Source organism: Gracilibacillus suaedae (assembly GCF_017599345.1).
In the GTDB taxonomy this organism is placed as follows: domain Bacteria; phylum Bacillota; class Bacilli; order Bacillales; family Amphibacillaceae; genus Gracilibacillus; species Gracilibacillus suaedae.
In genome coordinates this window covers 1-21,893 of record NZ_JAGFVL010000031.1, presented here as the reverse complement: position 1 = coordinate 21,893, position 21,893 = coordinate 1, and the positions used below count along the sequence as shown (strand labels likewise).

Annotated in this window: 15 protein-coding genes; 10 read left to right on the top strand and 5 right to left on the bottom strand. The window is 34.1% G+C overall.

Annotation, left to right across the window (positions count from 1 at the left end; all coding sequences use genetic code 11):
- The 7 genes from J5J03_RS07990 to J5J03_RS07960 all read left to right on the top strand — a co-directional run.
- Positions 1-1,022, top strand: a 1,022-nt coding sequence (locus tag J5J03_RS07990) for a Cna B-type domain-containing protein (protein WP_208588493.1), incomplete at its 5' end; no start/stop codon positions are given.
- A gap of 650 nt (positions 1,023-1,672) precedes the next feature.
- Positions 1,673-2,767 (top strand): non-hydrolyzing UDP-N-acetylglucosamine 2-epimerase, encoded by a 1,095-nt coding sequence (gene wecB, locus J5J03_RS07985; protein WP_208588491.1) that lies wholly within the window; start codon positions 1,673-1,675, stop codon positions 2,765-2,767.
- 45 nt (positions 2,768-2,812) lie between these two features.
- A complete protein-coding gene (locus J5J03_RS07980) occupies positions 2,813-3,904 on the top strand; it encodes a glycosyl hydrolase family 8 (RefSeq protein WP_208588489.1) in 1,092 nt (363 codons plus the stop codon).
- A complete protein-coding gene (locus J5J03_RS07975; protein WP_208588487.1) occupies positions 3,885-4,751 on the top strand; it encodes a GGDEF domain-containing protein in 867 nt (288 codons plus the stop codon). The genes J5J03_RS07980 and J5J03_RS07975 overlap by 20 nt, the downstream gene beginning before the upstream one ends.
- On the top strand, positions 4,741-6,456 hold the full coding sequence (locus tag J5J03_RS07970) for a DUF2334 domain-containing protein (RefSeq protein ID WP_208588478.1): 1,716 nt from the start codon (positions 4,741-4,743) through the stop codon (positions 6,454-6,456). Before J5J03_RS07975 ends, J5J03_RS07970 begins: the two co-directional genes overlap by 11 nt.
- A complete protein-coding gene (locus tag J5J03_RS07965; RefSeq protein ID WP_208588476.1) occupies positions 6,456-7,706 on the top strand; it encodes a glycosyltransferase in 1,251 nt (416 codons plus the stop codon). Before J5J03_RS07970 ends, J5J03_RS07965 begins: the two co-directional genes overlap by 1 nt.
- 23 nt (positions 7,707-7,729) lie before the next feature.
- Entirely contained in the window at positions 7,730-9,835 is a 2,106-nt protein-coding gene (locus tag J5J03_RS07960; RefSeq protein WP_208588474.1) for a cellulose biosynthesis cyclic di-GMP-binding regulatory protein BcsB, read from the top strand.
- Positions 9,836-10,134: 299 nt separating this feature from the next.
- On the opposite strand, the gene J5J03_RS07955 is transcribed toward J5J03_RS07960, so the two are convergent.
- Positions 10,135-11,262, bottom strand: a complete 1,128-nt coding sequence (locus tag J5J03_RS07955; RefSeq protein ID WP_208588466.1) for a response regulator — start codon at positions 11,260-11,262, stop codon at positions 10,135-10,137.
- Between the two features lie 156 nt (positions 11,263-11,418).
- Between J5J03_RS07955 and J5J03_RS07950 the strand changes: the two genes are divergently transcribed.
- Complete coding sequence (locus J5J03_RS07950) at positions 11,419-12,024, top strand: GGDEF domain-containing protein (RefSeq protein ID WP_208588464.1); 606 nt, start codon at positions 11,419-11,421, stop codon at positions 12,022-12,024.
- Between the two features lie 138 nt (positions 12,025-12,162).
- On the opposite strand, the gene J5J03_RS07945 is transcribed toward J5J03_RS07950, so the two are convergent.
- Both J5J03_RS07945 and J5J03_RS07940 read right to left on the bottom strand, forming a co-directional pair.
- Positions 12,163-13,311: a response regulator gene (locus J5J03_RS07945; RefSeq protein WP_208588462.1), complete on the bottom strand. Its 1,149-nt coding sequence runs from the start codon at positions 13,309-13,311 to the stop codon at positions 12,163-12,165.
- Positions 13,312-13,625: 314 nt separating this feature from the next.
- Positions 13,626-16,685 (bottom strand): hybrid sensor histidine kinase/response regulator, encoded by a 3,060-nt coding sequence (locus J5J03_RS07940; protein ID WP_208588460.1) that lies wholly within the window; start codon positions 16,683-16,685, stop codon positions 13,626-13,628.
- 206 nt (positions 16,686-16,891) lie between these two features.
- Between J5J03_RS07940 and J5J03_RS07935 the strand changes: the two genes are divergently transcribed.
- Positions 16,892-17,872: an RpnC/YadD family protein gene (locus J5J03_RS07935; protein ID WP_231710649.1), complete on the top strand. Its 981-nt coding sequence runs from the start codon at positions 16,892-16,894 to the stop codon at positions 17,870-17,872.
- Positions 17,873-17,948: 76 nt separating this feature from the next.
- On the opposite strand, the gene J5J03_RS07930 is transcribed toward J5J03_RS07935, so the two are convergent.
- Positions 17,949-19,457 (bottom strand): extracellular solute-binding protein, encoded by a 1,509-nt coding sequence (locus J5J03_RS07930; protein WP_208588458.1) that lies wholly within the window; start codon positions 19,455-19,457, stop codon positions 17,949-17,951.
- Positions 19,458-19,811: 354 nt separating this feature from the next.
- On the bottom strand, positions 19,812-19,955 hold the full coding sequence (gene sda / locus J5J03_RS07925; protein WP_208588456.1) for a sporulation histidine kinase inhibitor Sda: 144 nt from the start codon (positions 19,953-19,955) through the stop codon (positions 19,812-19,814).
- 292 nt (positions 19,956-20,247) lie between these two features.
- Here sda and J5J03_RS07920 point away from each other — a divergent pair.
- A partial coding sequence (locus J5J03_RS07920; protein WP_208588454.1) for an adhesive domain-containing protein occupies positions 20,248-21,893 on the top strand: 1,646 nt, incomplete at its 3' end.

The window sequence follows — 21,893 nt, the reverse complement described above, 5'->3', positions numbered from 1 at the left end:
CGGATTGGGAATTTGCATTTACCGATCTACCAAAATTCGCAAACGGTGCGGAAATCCATTACACAATCCAAGAAGATGGAGTTCAAGATTATTCAGCTACCATTGACGGTATGGATATCACAAATAGCTACACACCAGAACAAACTAGTATCAATGTGGTGAAGCGCTGGAACGATGCGAATAATAAAGAAGCACGTCCAGAGTCAATCACGGTTCATTTACTAGCTAATGAGGAAGAATTGGACTCAGTTGAATTGAGTGAATCCAATAATTGGCAAGCGGAATTTGGTAATTTAGATATCTACACAGATGGAGAAGAAATAGAGTATACTATTGTGGAAGAAGAAGTTTATGGCTATGTAAGCTCCATTGATGTAAAAGATAAAAACATTGTTGTCATTGTTAACAGCCCTAAAAAAGTAAGTGTGGGTGACTATGTATGGTTTGATAAGAACAAAGACGGTCTTCAAGATGACACGGATATTCCAATCGAAGGCGTAGTTTTAACGATTGAGGATGAAGATGGCAACCCGGTAACAGATGTTTACGGTAGTCCAGTTGGACCAACAACCACAGATGAAAATGGTTGGTATACATTTGATAACTTGCCAATTGACAATACGTATATCGTAAGAATTGACAGGGAAGCATCAGCCAAAGCTTTAGAAGGGTATGAACCAACCTTGCAAGAAGCAGGTGATGATCGTGCAACTGATTCATCTACTTGGTTTGCGACATCTCGTTACCTAACAGAAGATGAAGAGCGTGATCCAACGCTAGATTTTGGATTTATAAGAGAAGAATCTGAAGAATCAGGAGAAACTGATTCACAAGAGTCCACTAAATCTGAAGACTCAGGTGACACAGATGGTACTAGTAATTCAAGGGATGCAGATAAAACAAGCAAAGATATATTGCCTGATACAGCAACAGATACTTTTAACCTGTTAGTAGCCGGTTTAATTCTATTATTCTTAGGCTTAGTGTCTATAATCGTAGTTAAACGTAGAAAACAGTCATAAGATCGAAATAAGAAAAAGCTCTCACCGTTTTGGTGAGAGCTTTTTAAATGAAAGATGATACCACTTATTAAAATATTTTTCTAACTTTCAAAATGCGTTACTATGCTTTTCTTTGTCTGCAGAAAAGGAATAGTACACAATCAATCCAATAATTGATAATGCAATTCCACTAGAATACCTTCTAATCTAGATGTTAAATGCAAGTTCGGATGTTCTCTTTCATCAATTCTTTTCTCAAACGTTAATTAGTGAATTTGTCGGATATGATGAATTCAATTTATTAGTTAGAGCTTGTTATTTTACATAATTTTCATGATATTGTTGCCTCTACATTTATAGTATAATATACTTATCATTTATTTCTTTTCGTTATTATATTAACAAGGATCAGTGGGCAAAAATTAAAATATCTCCACATAAACGAATAGGTAAAAATAACTATAAGTATGCTTTTTAGTTAAGAATATGTAAAGGTAGCAATCTTATAATGAGTAGTTGTGCAAAGAGGTTTAAAAAACAGTGAAAAATTAATATCATAAGCATACTAAACGGGAAAATATAGACTCTAACTAGGTACAATCAATTATTCGGAATTTTATCAGCTATTAAAAATGTGCAGAACTAGAGATATTCATGGAAGGAAGCAAAGTATGAAAAAAATTATGGTCGTATTTGGTACAAGACCTGAAGCGGTAAAAATGTGTCCGCTAGTAAATGAATTAAAAACTCGTAAACATTTGAAAACAGCAGTATGTGTAACGGGACAACACAAAGAGATGTTAAATCAAGTACTTAGCGTTTTTGATATTGTACCTGATTATAATTTATCTATTATGAAACAAAAACAGACATTGTTTGATGTGACGGTTAACATATTAAAGAAGATGAGGGACGTATTAACCGAGGTGCAGCCTGATGTTGTTTTAGTACACGGGGATACTTCAACTACTTTTGTCACTTCATTAGCATGTTTTTATTCGCAAATTCCTGTAGGTCATGTGGAAGCCGGCTTAAGAACATATAATATTTACTCACCATATCCAGAGGAATTTAATCGTCAGGCTGTTGGTATTGTGGCGAAGTATAACTTTGCACCTACTACTATGTCTAAACAGAATTTATTAAATGAAGGAAAAACTGCTGATTCTATTTATGTTACAGGTAATACAGCAATTGATGCATTGCGTACAACTGTAAAAGATGATTATGCACATGAACAGCTTGAATGGGCTAAAGGCAGTCGACTTATTATGATAACCGCTCATCGTCGTGAAAATTTGGGAGAACCAATGCAAAATATGTTTAAAGCAATTAAACGAATTGTGGACGAGTACAAAGATATAAAAGCTATCTATCCAATCCACATGAATCCAGTAGTTCGTGAAGCAGCCAATGAAATTTTAGGAAACAATGATCGAATAAGAATTATAGAGCCATTAGAAGTAATAGACTTTCATAATTTCCTTTCCAAGTCTTATTTAATTTTAACAGACAGTGGAGGCATCCAGGAAGAAGCGCCAAGTCTGGGAAAACCGGTACTTGTCATGCGTGACACAACGGAACGTCCTGAAGGTGTAAAAGCTGGAACGCTGAAATTAGTTGGTACAGAAGAAGAAAAAATTTATAACCATTTCCAGTTACTTTTAAAAGATAAAGCAGCGTATGAAAAAATGAGTAAAGCAACCAACCCGTATGGAGATGGCTATGCAAGCAAACGAATTGCAGATGTGTTGGAGTCTGAATGAGAAAACATCCCAATATACTAATGTATAAGTATGAGGTGGAATTTATTGAATTATAAAAGAATGATCTTCATATTGATTTTACTAATCCTAATGGTTGTAGCTTTATTTTCTATTTTTCAAAAGGATGACTATGACCAAACAGTAAAAGAAAGTTTAGCAGCAGAGATGTTCATAAAAGATCATCTATATGACTCAGAAGGATTAATTAAAACGGACCTGTTGAGTCAATCTGATGTATATTTATCAGAATCTACAGGCCTTTGGATGGAATATTTAGTCTATAAAAATGATCGTGATGAATTCAACAAACAATTCCAAACTCTATCTAAACATTTTATAGCTGAAAATAGTTTAATTCCTTGGCGGATAGTAGAAAATAGACAAGCAGAAGCAAATGCCTTGATTGATGATTTAAGAATTGCAAAAGCATTATTTCAAGCTGGAGAAGCATGGAATGAGAAGAAATTTAATCGGCTTGCGGAAGATATAAGTGTTTCCATTGAGCAATACAATATGCTTGGTGATCACTTTATAGATCATGTAGACATTAAACATCATGTAAATGGTGATTACCTAACATTAAGCTATTTGGACCCAGAAGCAATTGACATTTTATATGAAAAAGAACTGTTATCAGCGTCCCAATACAACACTAATCGTAATGTGCTATTGAATGCTCCGACATCATCGACCGGTTTCTTCCCTAAAACATATTATCCAGAAGGGAATCGATATGAATTTGATCAAGAAGTTAATCTAATTGATCAATATTATGTCGGATACCATCGAGCCTTATGGGGAGGAGAGGTAGGTGCTTTAGTGCAATTTACAAAAGAGTCATTGAGCCGACATCGTGGAGTTTTATACGGAAGGCTTTCAAATAAGTCAGGAAAGCCTACAGTTGATTATGAAGGGGCATCTGTTTACGGCTTGGCTATTTTAATGTGTCTGGAAGTAAAAGAGTATGACTTGGCACGTCAACTATACACCGAAATGAAGAAATTTCAAGTAACTGATGAATCGAGTGATTATAACGGAGGTTATGTTGACCCTGATACACTGAAAACACATTCTTTTGATAACTTAATTCCGTTGATTGCAGAAAGAAGGGGATTAGATGAAGGCATTTATCAATAAAGACAAGTTAGTACTATTGTTAATTCTTCTGCAATTAATTACTAGTACATTCATATTCTATTATCTATCATTAAACGGAGAGATAGGAATAGTGTTGTTTCTGTTATATGGCAGTATTGTAGTTATAGCATTGTTATTTGGAGTTATAGAAGGTCTTATTACTAGTTTGATCGTTTTATTTATTATAGGATCTGCGTTGTTTTTTATTATTTTTTATAAGAGTGAATATAATAGTCTTTATCGCGATATCATATCTCTAGAACACCTGGTGTTATATGGGGGAGCAGTTTTACTAGGCTGTCTGATAGCTGGTTATATCCATAAAATTCTAATTTCTTTTATTCAAGAAAGAGATCGTTTAAAACAAAACATGATAAATCTTGTCGCTATTGATCCGGATACTTCTTTTGACAACGCAGAACGTATGGCGATCGAACTAAAAAGAGAGGTATCACGAGTCAATCGTCATGGAGGTCAGTTTACCGTTTTGTTTTTAGAAATGGATTATTATCAAGAATTTGTAAAGGTTTATGGTCGAAAAGAACTCAGTCATTTATTGACATCAATTGGCGAGAAAATAGAGGAATCGTTAAGGTATTCTGATAGAAAGTTTCGATATAGTGACAATAAGTTTGCCTTTTTGTTGATAGAAACTAGTAAAGATAAAGTGAAAGTAGTAGCAGACAAGATAGGTCAAGAGCTAGCGGAACACCAATTATTGAATGGAAAAACTATAACATTATCATTCCATATAAGCTTTGAAGAATATAATGAAACAAAGCAAGATATAGATTTTATAGGTTTAATTGGTGAACTTCAGGAGGAGACTGTTTTTTATGAGCTTTAAAAACATACATGTTTCATTTCTGATTCTACTGTTACTTGTTATCTATTTTAGCAGTGAAAATGTACAGGCTACTACAGAAGCACTTCATTTAGATGATAGGAAAGTCTCATTAGTATATTATGGTTCTGATGAGAATACGTGGGCCAATGTTCTGTTTCTTGATAGTACATTAAGTGGCTTGTTTCATGATGTTGATATTATAGAATTAAATCAAATGGAGAAAGATGATCTTGAAGAAACGGATATCTTGGTGATCTATTTACCCAAAAAAATAATAGATTTAGAAGAGTTTTCGGTTATAAATATATTTGATGGACGTGTGTTAGGAATTGGAGAAGGTGCAGAAGACTTGACTGCTTTTCGTGATTGGACTTTCCAGGATAATGCGAAGATTGATCAACTAAATGGTACGCATCTTAACTATCCCCAAGCAGCAGTGAACGTTCAACCACCAGATAAGGCAGAAGTGCTTAGCGAAGGAAAAAACTTAGATCAGACTCATTCTATCGTAATCAAGGAAGAGGGGAACAGTTTTATTGGATTAAATAGTGTAATCACAGAAGTGAAAAATGAAATAAGTCGGTTAATGTATGACTTATTTGAATTGGAAGAACCTACTGAGCATCCTGCTTATATACGTCTTGAAGATATTTCACCAGCTGCAGACCCTGAATTGGTTTTAGCATCTGGTAATTATTTGTTAGATAGAGGGATTCCTGTTTATTTAGCAGTGATACCCGTGTATGTAGACACAGATTCTGGGATGCAAATTACTTTAGAGGAGCGACCTAAGTTACTCGAAGTACTCCATAAATTGGTTGAGAAAGGAGCATACGTTATAGCTCATGGGTATACCCATTCATATCGATATGATGAAAGTGGCGAGGGATTTGAATTTTGGGATGCTGAATTAAATCAAATGATTACGACAATAGACCAAGATGAAATGCCGGAGAAATTAAAGAAAGAGGATGAATTTTCCAGCAAAAACCAATTTGAAAACTATATGGAGAGTGCTAGATTAATCGAGACAAATTATGTTGAGATGAAGCTCGAAGACTCCATTCAATTACTGACGGAATTAGGATTACCACCAATAGCATTTGAAGCTCCACATTACACTATGAGTTCAAATGGATACCATGTTACCTCTCAGTACTTTTCTGCTTTATTCGGACAAATACAAGCATCTGATAATAATTGGCAGGTAATGATAGATCCATTGTTTATAGGTAATCCTGCGATTTTACAAGGGATGACTCTATACCCAGAAACAGTAGGATATGTGGATTTGCAATATAGTGATCCCCTATCTGTAATGAAGGAGAACATTGATAAAGTGTTAGAAGTACCTGGTTCTGTTGTTGGCGGCTTTTTTCATCCGTATTTAGGAACTGACTATTTAGAGGAAATGGTATCTGAATTGGAAAGCATTCCAAATTTAGAATGGATAGATATAGCAGAATATGGACATCATGTCACAACCGATTCAATCCAAGTTAACACCACGGTGAATGGAGAGATTGATGTTGTGAAATTTGATCAAGAAAGAAGAAATTGGCTGGATAAGATAAAAGAAAAGCCTTTTGAGTCTGTCTTATGGGGCATTGTGTTTATTACTGCTATATTTACTTGTTTGTTTATGATCCACCTTGCAACATTAAGGCTGCAATATCGAAAGCGATTGTTTGAGGAGAGAGAATGATGGCCGATACTTTATTTCACATCTCACTTAGTGTTATTTGGTTAATGTTACTCTACCATATGTTTTTAGCTCAGGGCGGCTATCAACACTTTAAAAAATTTGAGAAAGTAATACCAGATTGGCAACGCAAAATCGAAAGTATAGATTTACCAATTGTAAATGTGTTTATACCTGCTCACAATGAAGAGGTTGTCATTAAACAAACATTAACTGCTATGTCGCGAATCGAATACCCAAAGGATAAATTACAAGTTATATTAATTTGTGATAACTGTACTGATCGTACTAAGGAAATCGGGGAACAGTTTGAAAGAGATTATCCATTTATGAAAGTATTAGAAACCGAAGGAGAATATAAAGGTAAAGGTAAGTCAAGTGCGTTAAATTATGCTCTGAAAGAAACAACTAGTGAAATCATTGCGGTATATGATGCTGATAATACACCACAACGAAAAGCCTTGTGGCATCTTGTATTGGGATTAGTAAATGATCCGAAAGCTGCAGCAATGGTAGGGAAATTTAGAGTGATCAATGCCAAGAAAACATGGTTAACTAAATTCATCAATATCGAAACTATTTGTTTTCAATGGATGGCACAAGCTGGTCGATTTTATTGGTTTAACATTGCAACGATTCCTGGGACTAATTTTGCGATTAGGCGAAGTATCATGGAGAAATTAGGTGGTTGGGATACAAAAGCATTAGCAGAAGATACAGAGTTGACGATTAGAGTATACGATTTAGGCTATCATATCCGTTTCTTTCCGGCTGCCGTTACGTGGGAACAAGAGCCTGAAACATTAAAAGTGTGGTGGAAACAGCGTACAAGATGGGCAAGAGGGAATCAATACGTAGTCTTAAAGTTTTTAGGGCGTTTGTTTAATCTAAAACAAAAAAAGATTGCCTTTGATATCTTTTATTTCTTTTTTACGTATTTTCTGTTTTTCTTTGGGGTTATTCTATCCAATATGATTTTTATCGCAAATCTCTTCTTTGACATTAATTTAAATATAGGTAATGTTGCACTTGTTCTCTGGGTAATGGCATTCTTATTATTCTTAACAGAGATTATGATTACGTTGAGTATAGAAAAAAATCAACTTACTATTCATAATATATTTTGGATTTGCCTCATGTATTTTACCTATTCACAGATGTGGATTGTACTCGTAGTCTATGCATTAATACTAGAGACGAAAAGAGTGATTAAGAAAGAAGATCAAATATGGTATAAAACAGAGCGGTTTTAAGTTTACAGATAAGGAGGGAACTCATGAGAAAAATACTATTACTACTAATTTTTTTCTTTACTATAATGTTTAGTCTGGATATGGTGGTGTATGCCAAAGAGCCAGTAGAATTAGAGAAAGTGACTATTGAGCATACAACTGGACCTGGTGAGAAACAGCCTTTAGTTAACGAATCTTTAAAACTAGTAGGTCCAACCGCTGAAACTAGTTTCTATTATGAGATATTTTCTGAAATAGAAGGTGATGACAATTATGTACAATTTGATATCACCAATTCAGAGATACTTATGGAACCATCATCTTTTACAGTCCAAGTGGACGGAGAACCTGTTCGATCCATTTCTTTAGAAGGTGAAACATCACAAGAGGTGAAGATTCTGTTAGAAGGAAGTGCACTTGAAGAAGGCAGTCATTCGATAACCGTTGAATATTCAGGTATTATCATGGATGGGGTTTGTGTGTCACAACATTCTTCGAGTAATTGGTTAACGATTCAAGCTAGTTCGCATTTGAATATAGAAGCCAATATGAATATGGAAGAAACAGTTACATTAGATGATTACCCACGATTATATATGGGTACAGAGTCGAGCGAAGTTCAAGTGATCATGCCGAACGATCCTTCTATTGAAACTAAACAAGCAGCACATATGCTTGCGAATTATTTATCCAATCAATCTGAAGAAAATTCAATTTCCGTTGTATTTGAAAATGAAGTGGATAAGATTAATGGGAATGTCGTATTAATAGGTGGTACGAATGAGTATGAGAGTGAATGGACAAAACAAGCTCTAAATTCAGAATTGTCATCAGTGGAGGAAGATTCTCTCTATCTTTCTCAAGTACCACTTCAGCAACAAAATAGTTCTGTTTCTGCATTAGTTGTTTTGGCAGAGCAGCCCGAAACGATTGTGTCAAACATTGATATATTAATAACTGATCATGCTGTAGAGCAGTTGTCAGGTGAAACAGTTCAAATAAGTAGTGCTGATGATATGCATGTACCTAATCAAAGAAATACAAATAAGATCGAGTTAAGTGATTTTGGACTACAAGATGTGTTGTTGGATAGTGCGAATACAAGTACTCAAACATACTATTATGATTTACCTGTTGATAAATATAATATAAACAATATGACACTGGAGCTATCGATGAAACAGTCAGAAAATATAAACCTACCAGACGATTCGGAGGATTTAAATCATCTATTAGAGTCAACCAAATTAGATGTCGTCATTAATGGAGTTCCACATGCTGTGACAGTTGACTCTTTGGAAGAAGATAGTGATGGTGTCCTAACTGCCAATATCCCTATAGATACAAAAGTGTTGCAAAATAATCAAATGTTGACATTCCAATTGGAATCAAGTGGTCTGAGAATAGAGAATCCTTGTGTTTCCACTGACTATGAAAAATGGTTGTATATATTTTCAAACAGTAAATTGATATTTACCTTTGATTCAGATATAGGTGAATCACAAATATTATTTAATCGTTTTCCATTTCCTTTTGCAAATCAAGACGAGGCATTGATCATTGTACTTTCTGACGAAAATGTTCCTAATGAAGATTTACAGCAGTTGTTCCATAATTTATCGATAGACAACCAAATTCCCGATATTCAATTGGTTTCCTCTAGTGAAGTGAATGAGGAGCAATTAGGGGCCGGAAATGTTATTTTCATTGGTTCCTTGGAGGAACATAAACAATTACAAGAAGTTAGTGACAATCTTATTGTTCAATATGATGGGAATACGCCACAATTAGATGCGCATGGATTTCTTCAATCAAAGGTAAATTATTATTCCTTTGTTCAAGAAAACGTGTGGAATGATGATTATAATATGGTTGTATTCGATGGATTACAAGTATCAGACCATTATGTATCAGCAGAACTTCTATCTTATTTACGTAATACTGATAATCAAGCCTCCGTGGCAGTACAATCAGGTACAAATAAGTTTTTCACGAATCAATTAGAAGAAGAACAGGAAGAGTTAGAAGCTAGTGATAAAAATGATGAAAGGTCGCAATCGATGATTGGATGGATCATAGGTTACATTGTATTAATCATCGTAATAGCTACGTTAATCTATTATTTTATAAAAAGAGGAAAGACTGAATAACAGTAGAGCGAGTAAAACAATCTTCTATTATATACAAGACTTATTTATAACTATGAATAATGGTAAAAATAGAATGGAAACACTGTCCCTATTAAAAGTGGGGAACAGTGTTTTTTCTTTATCTAGATAAGAAAGTATAGATTTTGCGCAGATGTCTAGCTCCGAGCGCCCAGAAACTAGGCGACTTCACGAATTGTCCTACGATAAGTCATCATCGGTTCGTAAACTCACCGTGATTCCTTTATCTCAGTTAATTCGTTCCAGTTGCTACGTTTCTAATCGGGCGCTCTGCGCTTTTCTTATCTATTCTTCTTCCAATTAGTATACCATTTGGTGATTTCTGGGTGGACTGTTAAATCTAATTCGGCCATACTTTTGTGTAATTGTTTGTAGTGATAATCAACTAACATTCGATAACTTAAAGAGGCATATAATTTCATTAAATGAAAGGCGGTATTCTCATCTTCTGGTCGTTTTTTTATAATATTGGTGTACCAGGTAATTGCTTTTTCAATATGGTTGGCAGCCCTATAACAATCTGCTATTTGCTTTGAGTGGTGAAGCCACATTTCTTCTAACTCAAATTTTTCTCCTTGTAACCAAAGATAATCAACATTCTCCAGATAATTACCTGTGTATAATTGCATGATTTCCTCATGTGTTTCAATTGTATTCATATTCGTGGCAGGAGCTTCCAGTAATTGCTTTTTCCATTCTTTCTTATCTATTTGGACATTCTGTAATTGTAGTAGATACCCATCTTCTATATTTGATATTTTCATAAAATTATTTAGTTCTCTTAAAGCGTGTCGAATGTTGTAGATGCTTACATATAAATGTGCAAATGCTTTATCTACATCAGTTTCTTCCCATAGTGTTTCCACTAATTCAGACTTGAGTACAAGTTTGCCCTCATGATGTAATAAGTATAGGAACAATTCTTTCGATTTAGCAGTTCGCCATTTTATAGATTCTGAAGAGGAATTATTCTTAAATTGGAAAGTTAGTTCACCGAAAACATTAATTTGAAGCGTATTAGTAGAATCAAAATGTTTGTTTTCAGGACGGGAACCTATGGAACTAACTCGTTGAATGGTTTTTTGTAACCTTTTGACTGTTACAGGCTTCAATAAGTAATCTAATGCATGCATTTCAAATGCTTCAAGTGCATATTGGTCATGTGCTGTTACAAATACGATATTTATATGTGGATTGTAGGCTGTTATCTGTTCTGCAAATGCTAATCCATTTGTCTCTGGCATTTCTATATCTAGAAATACAATGTCGATTTCATTCCATAAAATATTGTGGTGATCAATGAGAGGCTCAGTAGATTTGTGCAACACGTTAATATTGGAAAACTGATTTAATTGATGATGGAGATAATCTAGTGCCATCGGTTCATCATCGAATAAACATACATTCATTCACCGTAACCTCCTACCTGTTTTTAGTTCTATATTCCTATTAAGAGCTTGGTTTGTTTAAAATATGTATAGAAGAATGAATTATACTAATTAATGACAGATTTACCATTGTGAAAAGTTTACTATATGGAACAATGAACTTCAGGAGTTGCTGAAATGTTACTTATTGAAAAAAGTTTACTAACTATTGTTACGGTAATGCTTGTGCTTATTTTATTGACCCTAATTATTAGCAGAAATAGATATAAAAAGATGGCTTTTCAAGATTTCAGTTCAGGCCTTCCTAATCGACATGCTTTACATAGGTTTGTACAAAAAAAACGTAAAAAGAAAGTTGCTATTTTTTATATTGATTTAGACAATTTCAAATATATTAATGATACATTCGGTCATATAAAGGGTGATCAAGTCGTGTTATCATTAGGAAATAAACTTCTACAGCTGAAAGATGCTAAACAAGGTTTTTTCCGTATCGGCGGAGATGAGTTTGTATTCATCACTGACTATGTTAACAAAGAAGTTACAAAAAAAGTAGCAGAAACAATACTGAAAAATATCAACCATTCCATTTACGTTGACGGTCAAACGATAACGATTAGAGGTAGTATTGGAATAAGCATTGGAAGGCTATATAGCAACTTTGAACTACTATTGAACGAAGCTGATCAAGCACTACAAGTTGCTAAACAGCAAGGAAAAAATCAAATAGTTTATCACGATGCTAATCATTGTAAAATCCCGACTGAGCATGGACTTTGTTGAATAGTGATACTTAATTATATTGAGGGGATATAAGCAACAAAAAAATGAGAAACAAGGGAAAATCCGAACTATCATGTAAATTTTAGTATAAAAATGAGATGAGTTCGGATTTTTCAGGTATATTATCTTCGAAATATACTATTTGTCAACTTTTCCCCTTTTTAATGACAATTTCCATTCATGATACCATTGTTCTATCTCTGGACTAATCGTTATATTAAATTCGTCTAGAGCATTTTTTAATAGATTATATTGGTATTCAACTAATACTCCATAGTTCTTTGATGCGTATATCTTCATCAGAGTAAAGTTAACAGTTTCATCTTCAGGAACTACATCTGCAAGCTGAATATACCAGTTAGCAGCTTTTTCGAAAAAATGGTGTTTATAATAATAGTTTGCAATCTTTAGAGCATGGTTTATCCACAGCTTTTCTAGCCTGAAACGTTCTCCTTCAAGCCACAAGTAATCTTGTTTTTGGATATAAGGGCCTTTATATAGACTCATCATTTTTTCATGTTGATTTAATGTCTTAATATCAACTTTAGGAGCATTACTGAGTTCACTTTCCCACACTTCTTTATCAATACTTGTGTTTTTATCTAAATTTAATACATATCCGTCCTGAATATTAGTAATCGTTATGTATTTATTGTAATTAGATATTGCTTGTCTGACCTGATAAATGGTGACATATAACAATGAATAAGCTTTTGCAACTTCTGTATATGGAAAAAGTAATTCAATTAATTCAGATTTAGATACAATCTGATCGTGATGATGAAGTAAGTAAAGGAATAATTGCTGTGCATTCGTAGTCCGCCATGAGATTATTTCTGGATGAAAATTGTTCAACTGAAATGTGAATTCTCCCAACACATTGATGGTTAAGTGTTCAGAAGTTTCCTGTATTTCTTTCGACTTGTACTTGATAAACAATTCAATTCGCTTAACAGTTTTCTTTAATCTATCTAATTGTACAGGTTTTAAAAGGTAATCTAATGCATTCAGTTCAAAGGCTTGAATAGCATATTCATCATATGCAGTGACAAAAATAATTGGTAAACTTGGCTTTACTTCTAGTATTTTTTCAGCTAATTCCAGGCCATTTAACTCAGGCATTTTAATATCGAGAAAAACAACATCTGCTAATTTTATCGTTTCCTTAATTGCTTGAATATTAGTGTGCGAATATTTACCAATAACGTTCACGCTGCGAACTAAATTTAACTGATGCTCTAGAAAGTCTAGAGCAGGTGCTTCGTCATCAAAAAGTATGACATTCATTTAATCCCCCCTAATCCCTATCTCTACACAATAGTTCTTTTTGCCTAATTGTTAAGAAATTGTATAGTTTCTAGAGTTACAATATTTTTGGGTTGATTAAATATTGTTTGTTAAGGGGGGATTTGTTTTTAAGAAAATTATTCTAGTACAAGAATAATTTTACATGAGTAGTTTATATAAAGCAAAAAATTAGATGAATACAATAATATTTTTTAATATATGATTGTGGTAGGATTATTATCAAAAAAGTAAACATGTACATTGGTTGTAAATTATTAACCTCCATATAAATATGAAGGTTAATAAAAAGTCTATCAATTTCTTTTTGGTATTATCATGCTTACTTCCGTGCCTTTGCCTTCAGCACTAATTATGTTTAATCCTTGACCGAATAGTTTTTCTAGTCTTTGATGTGTGTTCACTAATCCAATTCCGTTTCGCTTTTCTTTTGGATTGACAAGATCTAAAACTTTCGATTCTGACATACCAACTCCATCATCTGTTATTTTTATCTGATAACCAGTTCTTGTATATTTCCCTTCTATTCGAATAGTTCCGCCAACACGTTGTTTCAATATACCGTGTTTTAGAGCATTCTCCACAATAGTTTGAATAGATAGTGGTGGAACTTGAATTTCTTTAGGGTTTTCTATACTTACTTGCATTTCAATTCTATCTTGGAATCGTTGTTTATTAATATAAACGTACGATTCCACTAATTCAATTTCTTCGTGTAATGGTACTAATGGTAAAGTATTTTTAATATCAAAACTTTTGTACAAATAATTTCCAAACTCATGTAATAATGTCGTCATTCTCTCTGTATCAGTTGTACTTAATGATGCAATCGTGTTTAATGTATTAAAGATAAAGTGTGGTTTTATTTGTGCTTGTAACCAAGCTGCCTCTATACGTAGTTGTTTAGTGACTGATTGTTTTAAATCTGTCAAAGCTTTCACACGTGCTTGAAGTTCTAGTGCATCTACCGGCTTTGCGATATAATCATTCGCGCCTGATAGGAAACCAGTATATATATCCTCTGGTTGATTTCTTGCGGTCAACAATAATATCGGTAGTTCAGACATAGAATGTTCTTTTCTGATTTGTTTGGTTAATTCATATCCTGAAATATGTGGCATCATCACATCTGAAATAATTAAGTCCCAATTGTTTTCTGTCACTATATTTAAAGCTTCTCTAGGATCCGTTATACTAGTAATCTGATAGTCACTTTCTAATAAGTTCCGAATTACTTTAACATTAATGGGATCATCATCAATGATTAACAAGTTAGGTTGATCACTGTCAGAGGTTTTAGTTGTTTTTAAATCTAAAGAGAGATTTGTAGTTAACAGTGAGTTAGTTTTTATGTTTGGATTCTCGCTTTCTCTACTATTTGCTAAAGGTATACGAAAAGTAAAAGTTGTACCTTTTCCCAGTTCAGAATCAACATTAATTGTTCCATCATGAAGTTCCACTAATTGTCTACATATATTGAGACCTAATCCAATACCGCCACTATCGACATCTGTCTTAGTCAATTTCTCATAAGGGAGAAAAATCCTCTCTAGTGCATTTTTGCTGATTCCAATCCCTGTATCTGTAACTGAAATAACAGCATATTTATTTTCTTCCTTAGCTGTTACGGTAATAGAGCCGGAATCCGTGTATTTAACCGCATTATGAATAAGGTTGAAAAGAATCCGTATCATTCGATTTTCGTCAGCAAGTATAGCTGGGAATGATGTGGATACTTCATTTTTCATTTTAATAGATTTATTGTCTGACATGAACTGAACCATCTCCATTACAACTGATGTAACCAAGTGTAATTGGATAGGTGCTTTATTGAGATGTATTTGTTTTTCTTTTAATCTCGTAATATCCAAAATATCATTTAAAGTAAATGTGAGTTGGTGACCAATTCGCACTAACAAATTGAGGTTACTTTTTGTATCTGAATCAAGCGTATTCGCATATTTATTTATAATCGATTGAGCAATATTAATCATACCGTGTAATGGATTTCTGATTTCGTGTGATGTATTGGCTAAGAATTGATCTTTTTTCTTATCTTCTTCTATTAGCTTTGCTGTCTGTTGTTTGTTTAGTTGGACTAAATGAATATGTCTTCTAAATAATAGAATGGCAATTAATACAATAGATATAAAGAAATCAAATGGATAGAATGGAAATTCAATTTGTCCAGTCTGTATAGCAGCTCCCCAGATGATATTGGATGTGTAACTACAAATAAATAGTAAAATAAAGATGGCATTAGAATCACCATTACGTATATGCTTCAGTGTTGTGATAAACATATAGGAAATCGATATAAAATAATATAAATAGAGAATCATGACTAATATAACAAAATGTTCAAATGGAAACAGAAATAACGTTAATGCTGACAGTAATAGATTGCATACAGAAAGTAGTCTAATAAAGGTAATATGAGTTTTATATAAGTGATGAATGAAATGTATCATGACATACAAGGTAGTTATAAAGATAAACATGAGCAATCGAAAGGAAAACTCTGTATGAAAAGGTAACTGAATAAATACTTCGTCATCTATTAAATTCCCGAAAGCGAGTAACAATAACATAAGTCCAAAATAAAGCAATTCCTTCTGTGACTTACCTTTTCCTAGAAAGAACAGAGCAAATGCATAAAGGGCATGTAATAATAAAATGACAATAACAGTTAATTGAAGAAATTCTAAGGTGCTAGTTTCATAGGTTATGGCTTCTTCAGTACCAAATAAGATAGATTTATTAATTCCGCCAAAAAATGGTATTTCATAATTGGAGGCTTGGATAATAACATCCAGTTCATTGGTATCTTCTGGCGTATAAAATAAAGAAGTGGATGGTCCACGAAACGTAGCTGGCTCTTTCTGTTCAGTTGCTGGATTATTTATAGTAGTAAGTATATCCCCATTTATAATAATTTTCGCTGCCGTATGTATATTATTTAAACGAAGTCCGAAAAAATGATGTTCTGTTTCGGGTAATAGTACCTTCAGGTGATAGCTTCCGTACCCGTAGCCTGGTGATGTAGGGTGATCACTTGCTAACGTATCACTCCAATCACTTGGGACTTTGATTAATTCTTTGTTTTCACTAGCATTCTCCGCTGGTATTTCATCTATAAAATCTTCAGGATAGAAAGACCATTCGCCGTTTAGAGAGTATGTTTCATTATTGGTAAACTCCGATTCTCTTAAGTCAAGGACACCATTTTTTACTGATGGTTGTTCTGATTGATCGTGATAATGAATCCATAATAATCGAAAGGTAATAAGTAATGAAATAAATAACAGTAATATGATAAATATCTTGCTGTATGTTAATTGGTTTTGTTTTGACATGACAGTCTTCACCCCAGCATCTATGATAATAGTAATATTATCATAGATGCTGGTAAGGGAGAAGTTGTTAGAAGCGAAGAATATATACTAAAAATTTAATTGTACAAAAAATATAAATTAATGTATTCAGGAACGTTTGTTCTTGTTTTGGTGTTGTATTCGCAGTATACTATTAGTGGATATATTTACTAGGAAGGTGATAAGCATTGTCTGTAATAATGAAAGTTCATGAAGATACTCCAACCTATATTGATCATGATCAGTTGTTCAAACAATTGATTGGTACATTCTTTGAGGAGTTTGTCGGTTTATTTTTCCCCTCCGTACATCAACAACTAGATTTTTCCTCAATCAAACCTCTATCAGATGAAGTATTTACTGATTTGATTCACGGAGAAAGGCGTCGTGCTGATTTGGTTATGGAAGCTAGGTTGAAAGATCAGAATGCGCTAATCATTATACATGTTGAATCACAGAGTTACGAGCAGAAGAATTTTCATGAAAGAATGTATCATTACTTTAGTATATTGTATAATAGGTATAGAAAACCAATTATCCCCATTGCAGTATTCAGTTATGATAAAGTTCGTGATGAACAAGATTATTTTGAATTAACTTTCCCTTTCCTCCATGTTTTAACTTTTCATTTTTTAAAAATAGAACTAAAGAAACAGGATTGGCGTTCCTTTCTGAGATCCAATAACCCAGTTGCAGCAGCCTTACTTAGTAAAATGGGTTATAAGAAAAGCGAAAAGATACAAGTAAAGAAAGAATTTCTGCGTATGTTGGCAAAATTAGAATTAGATGCGGCTAAAATGGAACTGATATATGGCTTTTTTGAGACGTATGTAAAATTAAATCAAATAGAGGAGGAAAAACTAATGGAAAGCATACAGAACTCAAATGATGAAAACTTAGAGGAATTTGTAAAAAAATTACCTAACTCATGGCGTGACAAAGGGTTGCGTGAAGGAAGAGAAAAGGGATTAGTGGAAGGTAGAGAAATCGGCAAAGAAATTGGCAAACAAATTGGCAAACAAATTGGCAAACAAATCGGAAAAGAATTAGCAAAAAAAGAAATGGCAGAAAAAATGCTGTCCAAGGGAATGCAGCCTGAATATGTCATGGAGATAACAGGTCTAACGAAAGAAGAGCTAGATAAATTGTCAATCTCAAGTGGAGAATGATCTAATTAATAAATCACTTTATGGCAGCCCACAAGATGGCAGCCCATAAGCTATGCTTATGGGCTACTTTATTATGTTATTCGCTGTTTTGCTTGTTGTAGTCTTCAGTGTATTCTTCGATTACCTGGGCGCCGCCAGCATTTTTCCATTTTTCAATGGCTTCATCAAATCCTGCTTCATCAATTTGACCTAGGAAGTATTGGTAGGTGGCATCTTCCATAATTTGATTGAGTGTTTCAGAATTATCAGCCCATGTTGGAGATTCCAAAGCGGCTGTTGGATCGTGAACCAAGTAATTATTGTTATCTTCATATAATTCATCTGCTCTTGCACGTGGTTCATAGTCATAGTAGCCAGTATAACGGCCATTTGTTTCTGGTTCTCCAATTTCAAGTGGTGTGTAAGGACGGATTTCCTGATTGTATTTATCTTCACTTTCGTCAAGCACTTTAGCAAAACCATCAATCACTTCATAATGTTCTCCTTCAATACCCCAATACAGTAAGTTAGAGCCTTCCGGAGTCATTAAATAATCGAAAAATCCAAGAATTTCTTTTAGTTCTTCTTCCGTTTCAACAGATTGTTTTGGGAAAATAAGCATGCTTCCGTAGCCAGGGATGGCACGCGTTCGGTATTCCCCGTCAGGACCTTCGATGTAATTGTGCACATCCAATTCTACATCAGGATTAATAGCAACTGCATCCCGATACATCGGTTCGACATCACCCATCGTACCAATATAAACACCAGCTGTACCATTCTTTAGCATTTCTTGCTGGTCTGTTTTACTTGTTACAGGAGCATCTTTGTTGATGTATCCATTATCGAACAAGCTTTTGAAATAATCCATTGCTTCCCGATATTCAGGGAACATAAATTGCGGTAAAAGCTGCCCATCTTTTTCTCCCCATCTATTAGGTGCTCCATGCCATGTCGCAAAGTTTTCAAATGTTCCTAGGATTTCACGGTCTGTTAAGCCGATCGTGTCATCCTGGCCATTTCCATCCGGGTCATCTTCGGTGAATGCTCTCATCATTTCGTATAATTCATCAAGGTTGCTAGGTGCATCAAGTCCTAGGTTTTCTGCCCAGTCTTTACGATAAATAAGTCCTTGGCGAGACAGAGGACGGCCTGCGTAGAGGGTATATAGCTTACCATCGATCATTGTATTTTTTAGAATGTCTTCATTTAGTTTGTTCAAGTTAGGAAATTCCTCTAGGTAGGGGCCGATTTCCCAGTACTGTCCGTCACGTACTGCTTCTTTTTGTTGGTCTAATGTTACGTCTTTTAGCAAAAATACATCAGGGAGATTACCGGTTGCAATTTGTGAATTTAATGTTTCTGCATAATTATTGTCGGGCACCCAGCGAATATCTAATTCGGTATTGGTAGCCTCTTCTAATAGTTCTTCTAGGCGACTGTCAGGCACTTCTGGAACATGCAGGTTGAACATCATGGAAATTTCTTGTGGTTTTTCGCTATTACTTTCATCATTTGAAGCGTTTTCATTTTTGGAACAAGCAAATAAAAACAGTGCTAATGAAGCTAACGTGAGTAAAACCAGTCGAGTTTGCTTTCTAACCATTTTTCGCAACCCCTTTTTGTTTTAAAAGTGATAGAGCACAATACCTGAATGAACGACAAGGCACCTCCTCGTTAATTACAACGTTGTTATTTACAGGTAAGAACCTGAGTGGAATTATTTTATGCAAATTTATCATGAAAGTAAATAGTACATTGGGATTAAATATTTTTCAACAAAATACAAAAATTATTTTTTGTCTTCAGATAATCATTTGATAGAAGCAAGTAAAATGACAAGATGCTGTTAGAGTCTTTTACATTATGTAGAATATTGAAACTAAAAACAATCGACCAATTTTTATTGATCGATTGTTTAAGAGATTTATGTATCCTTCATAAACACACACTAATTATATTACGTTTTTATTGAATCTATTCTTATATGCCTATTGATTAGCTCACCTTCCAATAATTTAATAAATTCTTCGTTGACTTCATGTTTCTTAGCGGCGCAATAAAGTTCAACTAACTTATCATTTGTAAGAAGTTGCATACTCATATTAGATCCTCCTGTTGTAATTGGAAATTTTGTCAATAAATGCATTAAAAACTCGATATAAAATAAATAAGTTTAATACATTTATTTGCTTAAGAATATACCCGCATTTTTTGTAGAAATAAATAAAAAATAATCAGAAAATTGAATTAATATTAATATATTTAAAAAAATGTTAAAAAAATGAAATTAACTTATTGATCGTCCCTTTAGTATTTAGATATGGGTTTAAGTAAAAAAATTACAGGAGGGCAGTAGAATACCCATAATTCTAAATTACTTAGGAGGTCGAATAATGCGTTTGAGAGGTAAAAAGAACATCGATTATTGTAAAAAAATGAATAACCGACATCGACAAAGAAAGTATAGTACTAAGAAAATGATTGCTGCATCTGCAGCGGCGGTACTTATAGCTTCTACTACACCAGTAACAATTGATGGATACCTAGGAAAGTATATTCCAAACTCTCAATCAGAAGTACAAGCTGCTAGTTTAGCTGAGGTACAATTATTAACAGATGTTAATATAACTGCAGCATTAACTGAGAATGAAGATAATTATACGCTAGACTTGGGGTTATCTGGTAATGGGGTTGACGCTGAGGTCATTGGTCCTGAACGAACAGTTGTATTTCATGCGGAAGAATTAGCAGGGCTATTAACTGTAGATGAACTTGCTAATGTCTCGGTAGAGATTTTACCTTTAACAATGAGCGACTTACCTGTATTAGATGGTGCGATAGGAGAACTAACCGGTACATTGACAGATTTAACAACGACTTTAGTAAACGATATTGATGCTTTTGTAAGTAGTGGTGGAATATTAGATGGTTTAATTGAAATTAATGGAATAGCAGAATTAAATAATGCCATTGACAATCTTAATAATTTGGATGATGCACTTGCAGATTTATTAGATTATGAAGACCAAATCGCAGCAACAGTTAATGAAGACGGAACTATTGTTGTAGAATTCTCAGATGGTTTAGGTAATCATCTAGAAACTGCGGTACAAGATGTGGTAAATGCAGCAATACAAGATCTATTAACTGCTATTGATAATGTAGAGGTTGTATTACTTGACGGTGTTGATGATCCAACAGGTCTAATAAGCGGAGCTTTAGACACATTAGTATCAACTATACTAGATCCATTTAAAGAAGAAGCAACAGCATTAGTTAGTAATTTTGCAGATGACTTAGCTGATGGTACTATCGACTTATCAAATGACCTAGCTTCCGCACAAGTACTAGGTACTACGACAGTAGATTTAACAGCAATCGTTGCCAAGCCATCTGGAATTGAAGGCGAGGTACCGATTTATGGTGCTGGTATCAGTAACTCTGTTATAGATGCAGCTTTATTAAGTAGTTTAGAAGATTCAGATACAGTTACATTTAGTGAAGATGTGACTGCTCCTGTACTAGTTTCTGCAGAAATTGATGGAAATAGTACAGATGGGTATGTAGTGTCCGGTGAGGCAGAAGAACCAGGGGACTCAGTAACAGTCTATAACTCAGCAGGTGAACCTGTTGGTGAAGGTGTTATTGCAGAAGATGGAACTTTCACTATTGATGTAGATCCAACTTTAGTAGAAGAAAGTGAAGAATTATCTATAATTGGTACAGACGAAGCTGGCAATGAAAGTGAACCGGCAACTGTAGTTGTACCAGAGGACACTCCTGTGGATAGCGATGAAGATGGATTAACAGATGAAGAAGAAGCAGACCTAGGAACTGATCCAGAAAATCCAGACACAGATGGAGATGGCATCAACGATGGAGACGAGGTGGATAATGGAACAGACCCATTAGATCCAAACGATCCTCCAACAGATCCAGTAGATAGCGATGAAGATGGATTAACAGATGAAGAAGAAGCAGACCTAGGAACTGATCCAGAAAATCCAGATACAGATGGAGATGGCATCAACGATGGAGA

Coding starts and splice junctions, on each gene's coding strand:
- wecB (WP_208588491.1), top strand. CDS start 1,673: ATGAAAAAAATTATGGTCGTATTTGGTACAAGACCTGAAGCGGTAAAA.
- J5J03_RS07975 (WP_208588487.1), top strand. CDS start 3,885: ATGAAGGCATTTATCAATAAAGACAAGTTAGTACTATTGTTAATTCTT.
- J5J03_RS07970 (WP_208588478.1), top strand. CDS start 4,741: ATGAGCTTTAAAAACATACATGTTTCATTTCTGATTCTACTGTTACTT.
- J5J03_RS07965 (WP_208588476.1), top strand. CDS start 6,456: ATGGCCGATACTTTATTTCACATCTCACTTAGTGTTATTTGGTTAATG.
- J5J03_RS07960 (WP_208588474.1), top strand. CDS start 7,730: ATGAGAAAAATACTATTACTACTAATTTTTTTCTTTACTATAATGTTT.
- J5J03_RS07955 (WP_208588466.1), bottom strand. CDS start 11,262: ATGAATGTATGTTTATTCGATGATGAACCGATGGCACTAGATTATCTC.
- J5J03_RS07950 (WP_208588464.1), top strand. CDS start 11,419: ATGTTACTTATTGAAAAAAGTTTACTAACTATTGTTACGGTAATGCTT.
- J5J03_RS07945 (WP_208588462.1), bottom strand. CDS start 13,311: ATGAATGTCATACTTTTTGATGACGAAGCACCTGCTCTAGACTTTCTA.
- J5J03_RS07940 (WP_208588460.1), bottom strand. CDS start 16,685: ATGTCAAAACAAAACCAATTAACATACAGCAAGATATTTATCATATTA.
- J5J03_RS07930 (WP_208588458.1), bottom strand. CDS start 19,457: ATGGTTAGAAAGCAAACTCGACTGGTTTTACTCACGTTAGCTTCATTA.
- sda (WP_208588456.1), bottom strand. CDS start 19,955: ATGAGTATGCAACTTCTTACAAATGATAAGTTAGTTGAACTTTATTGC.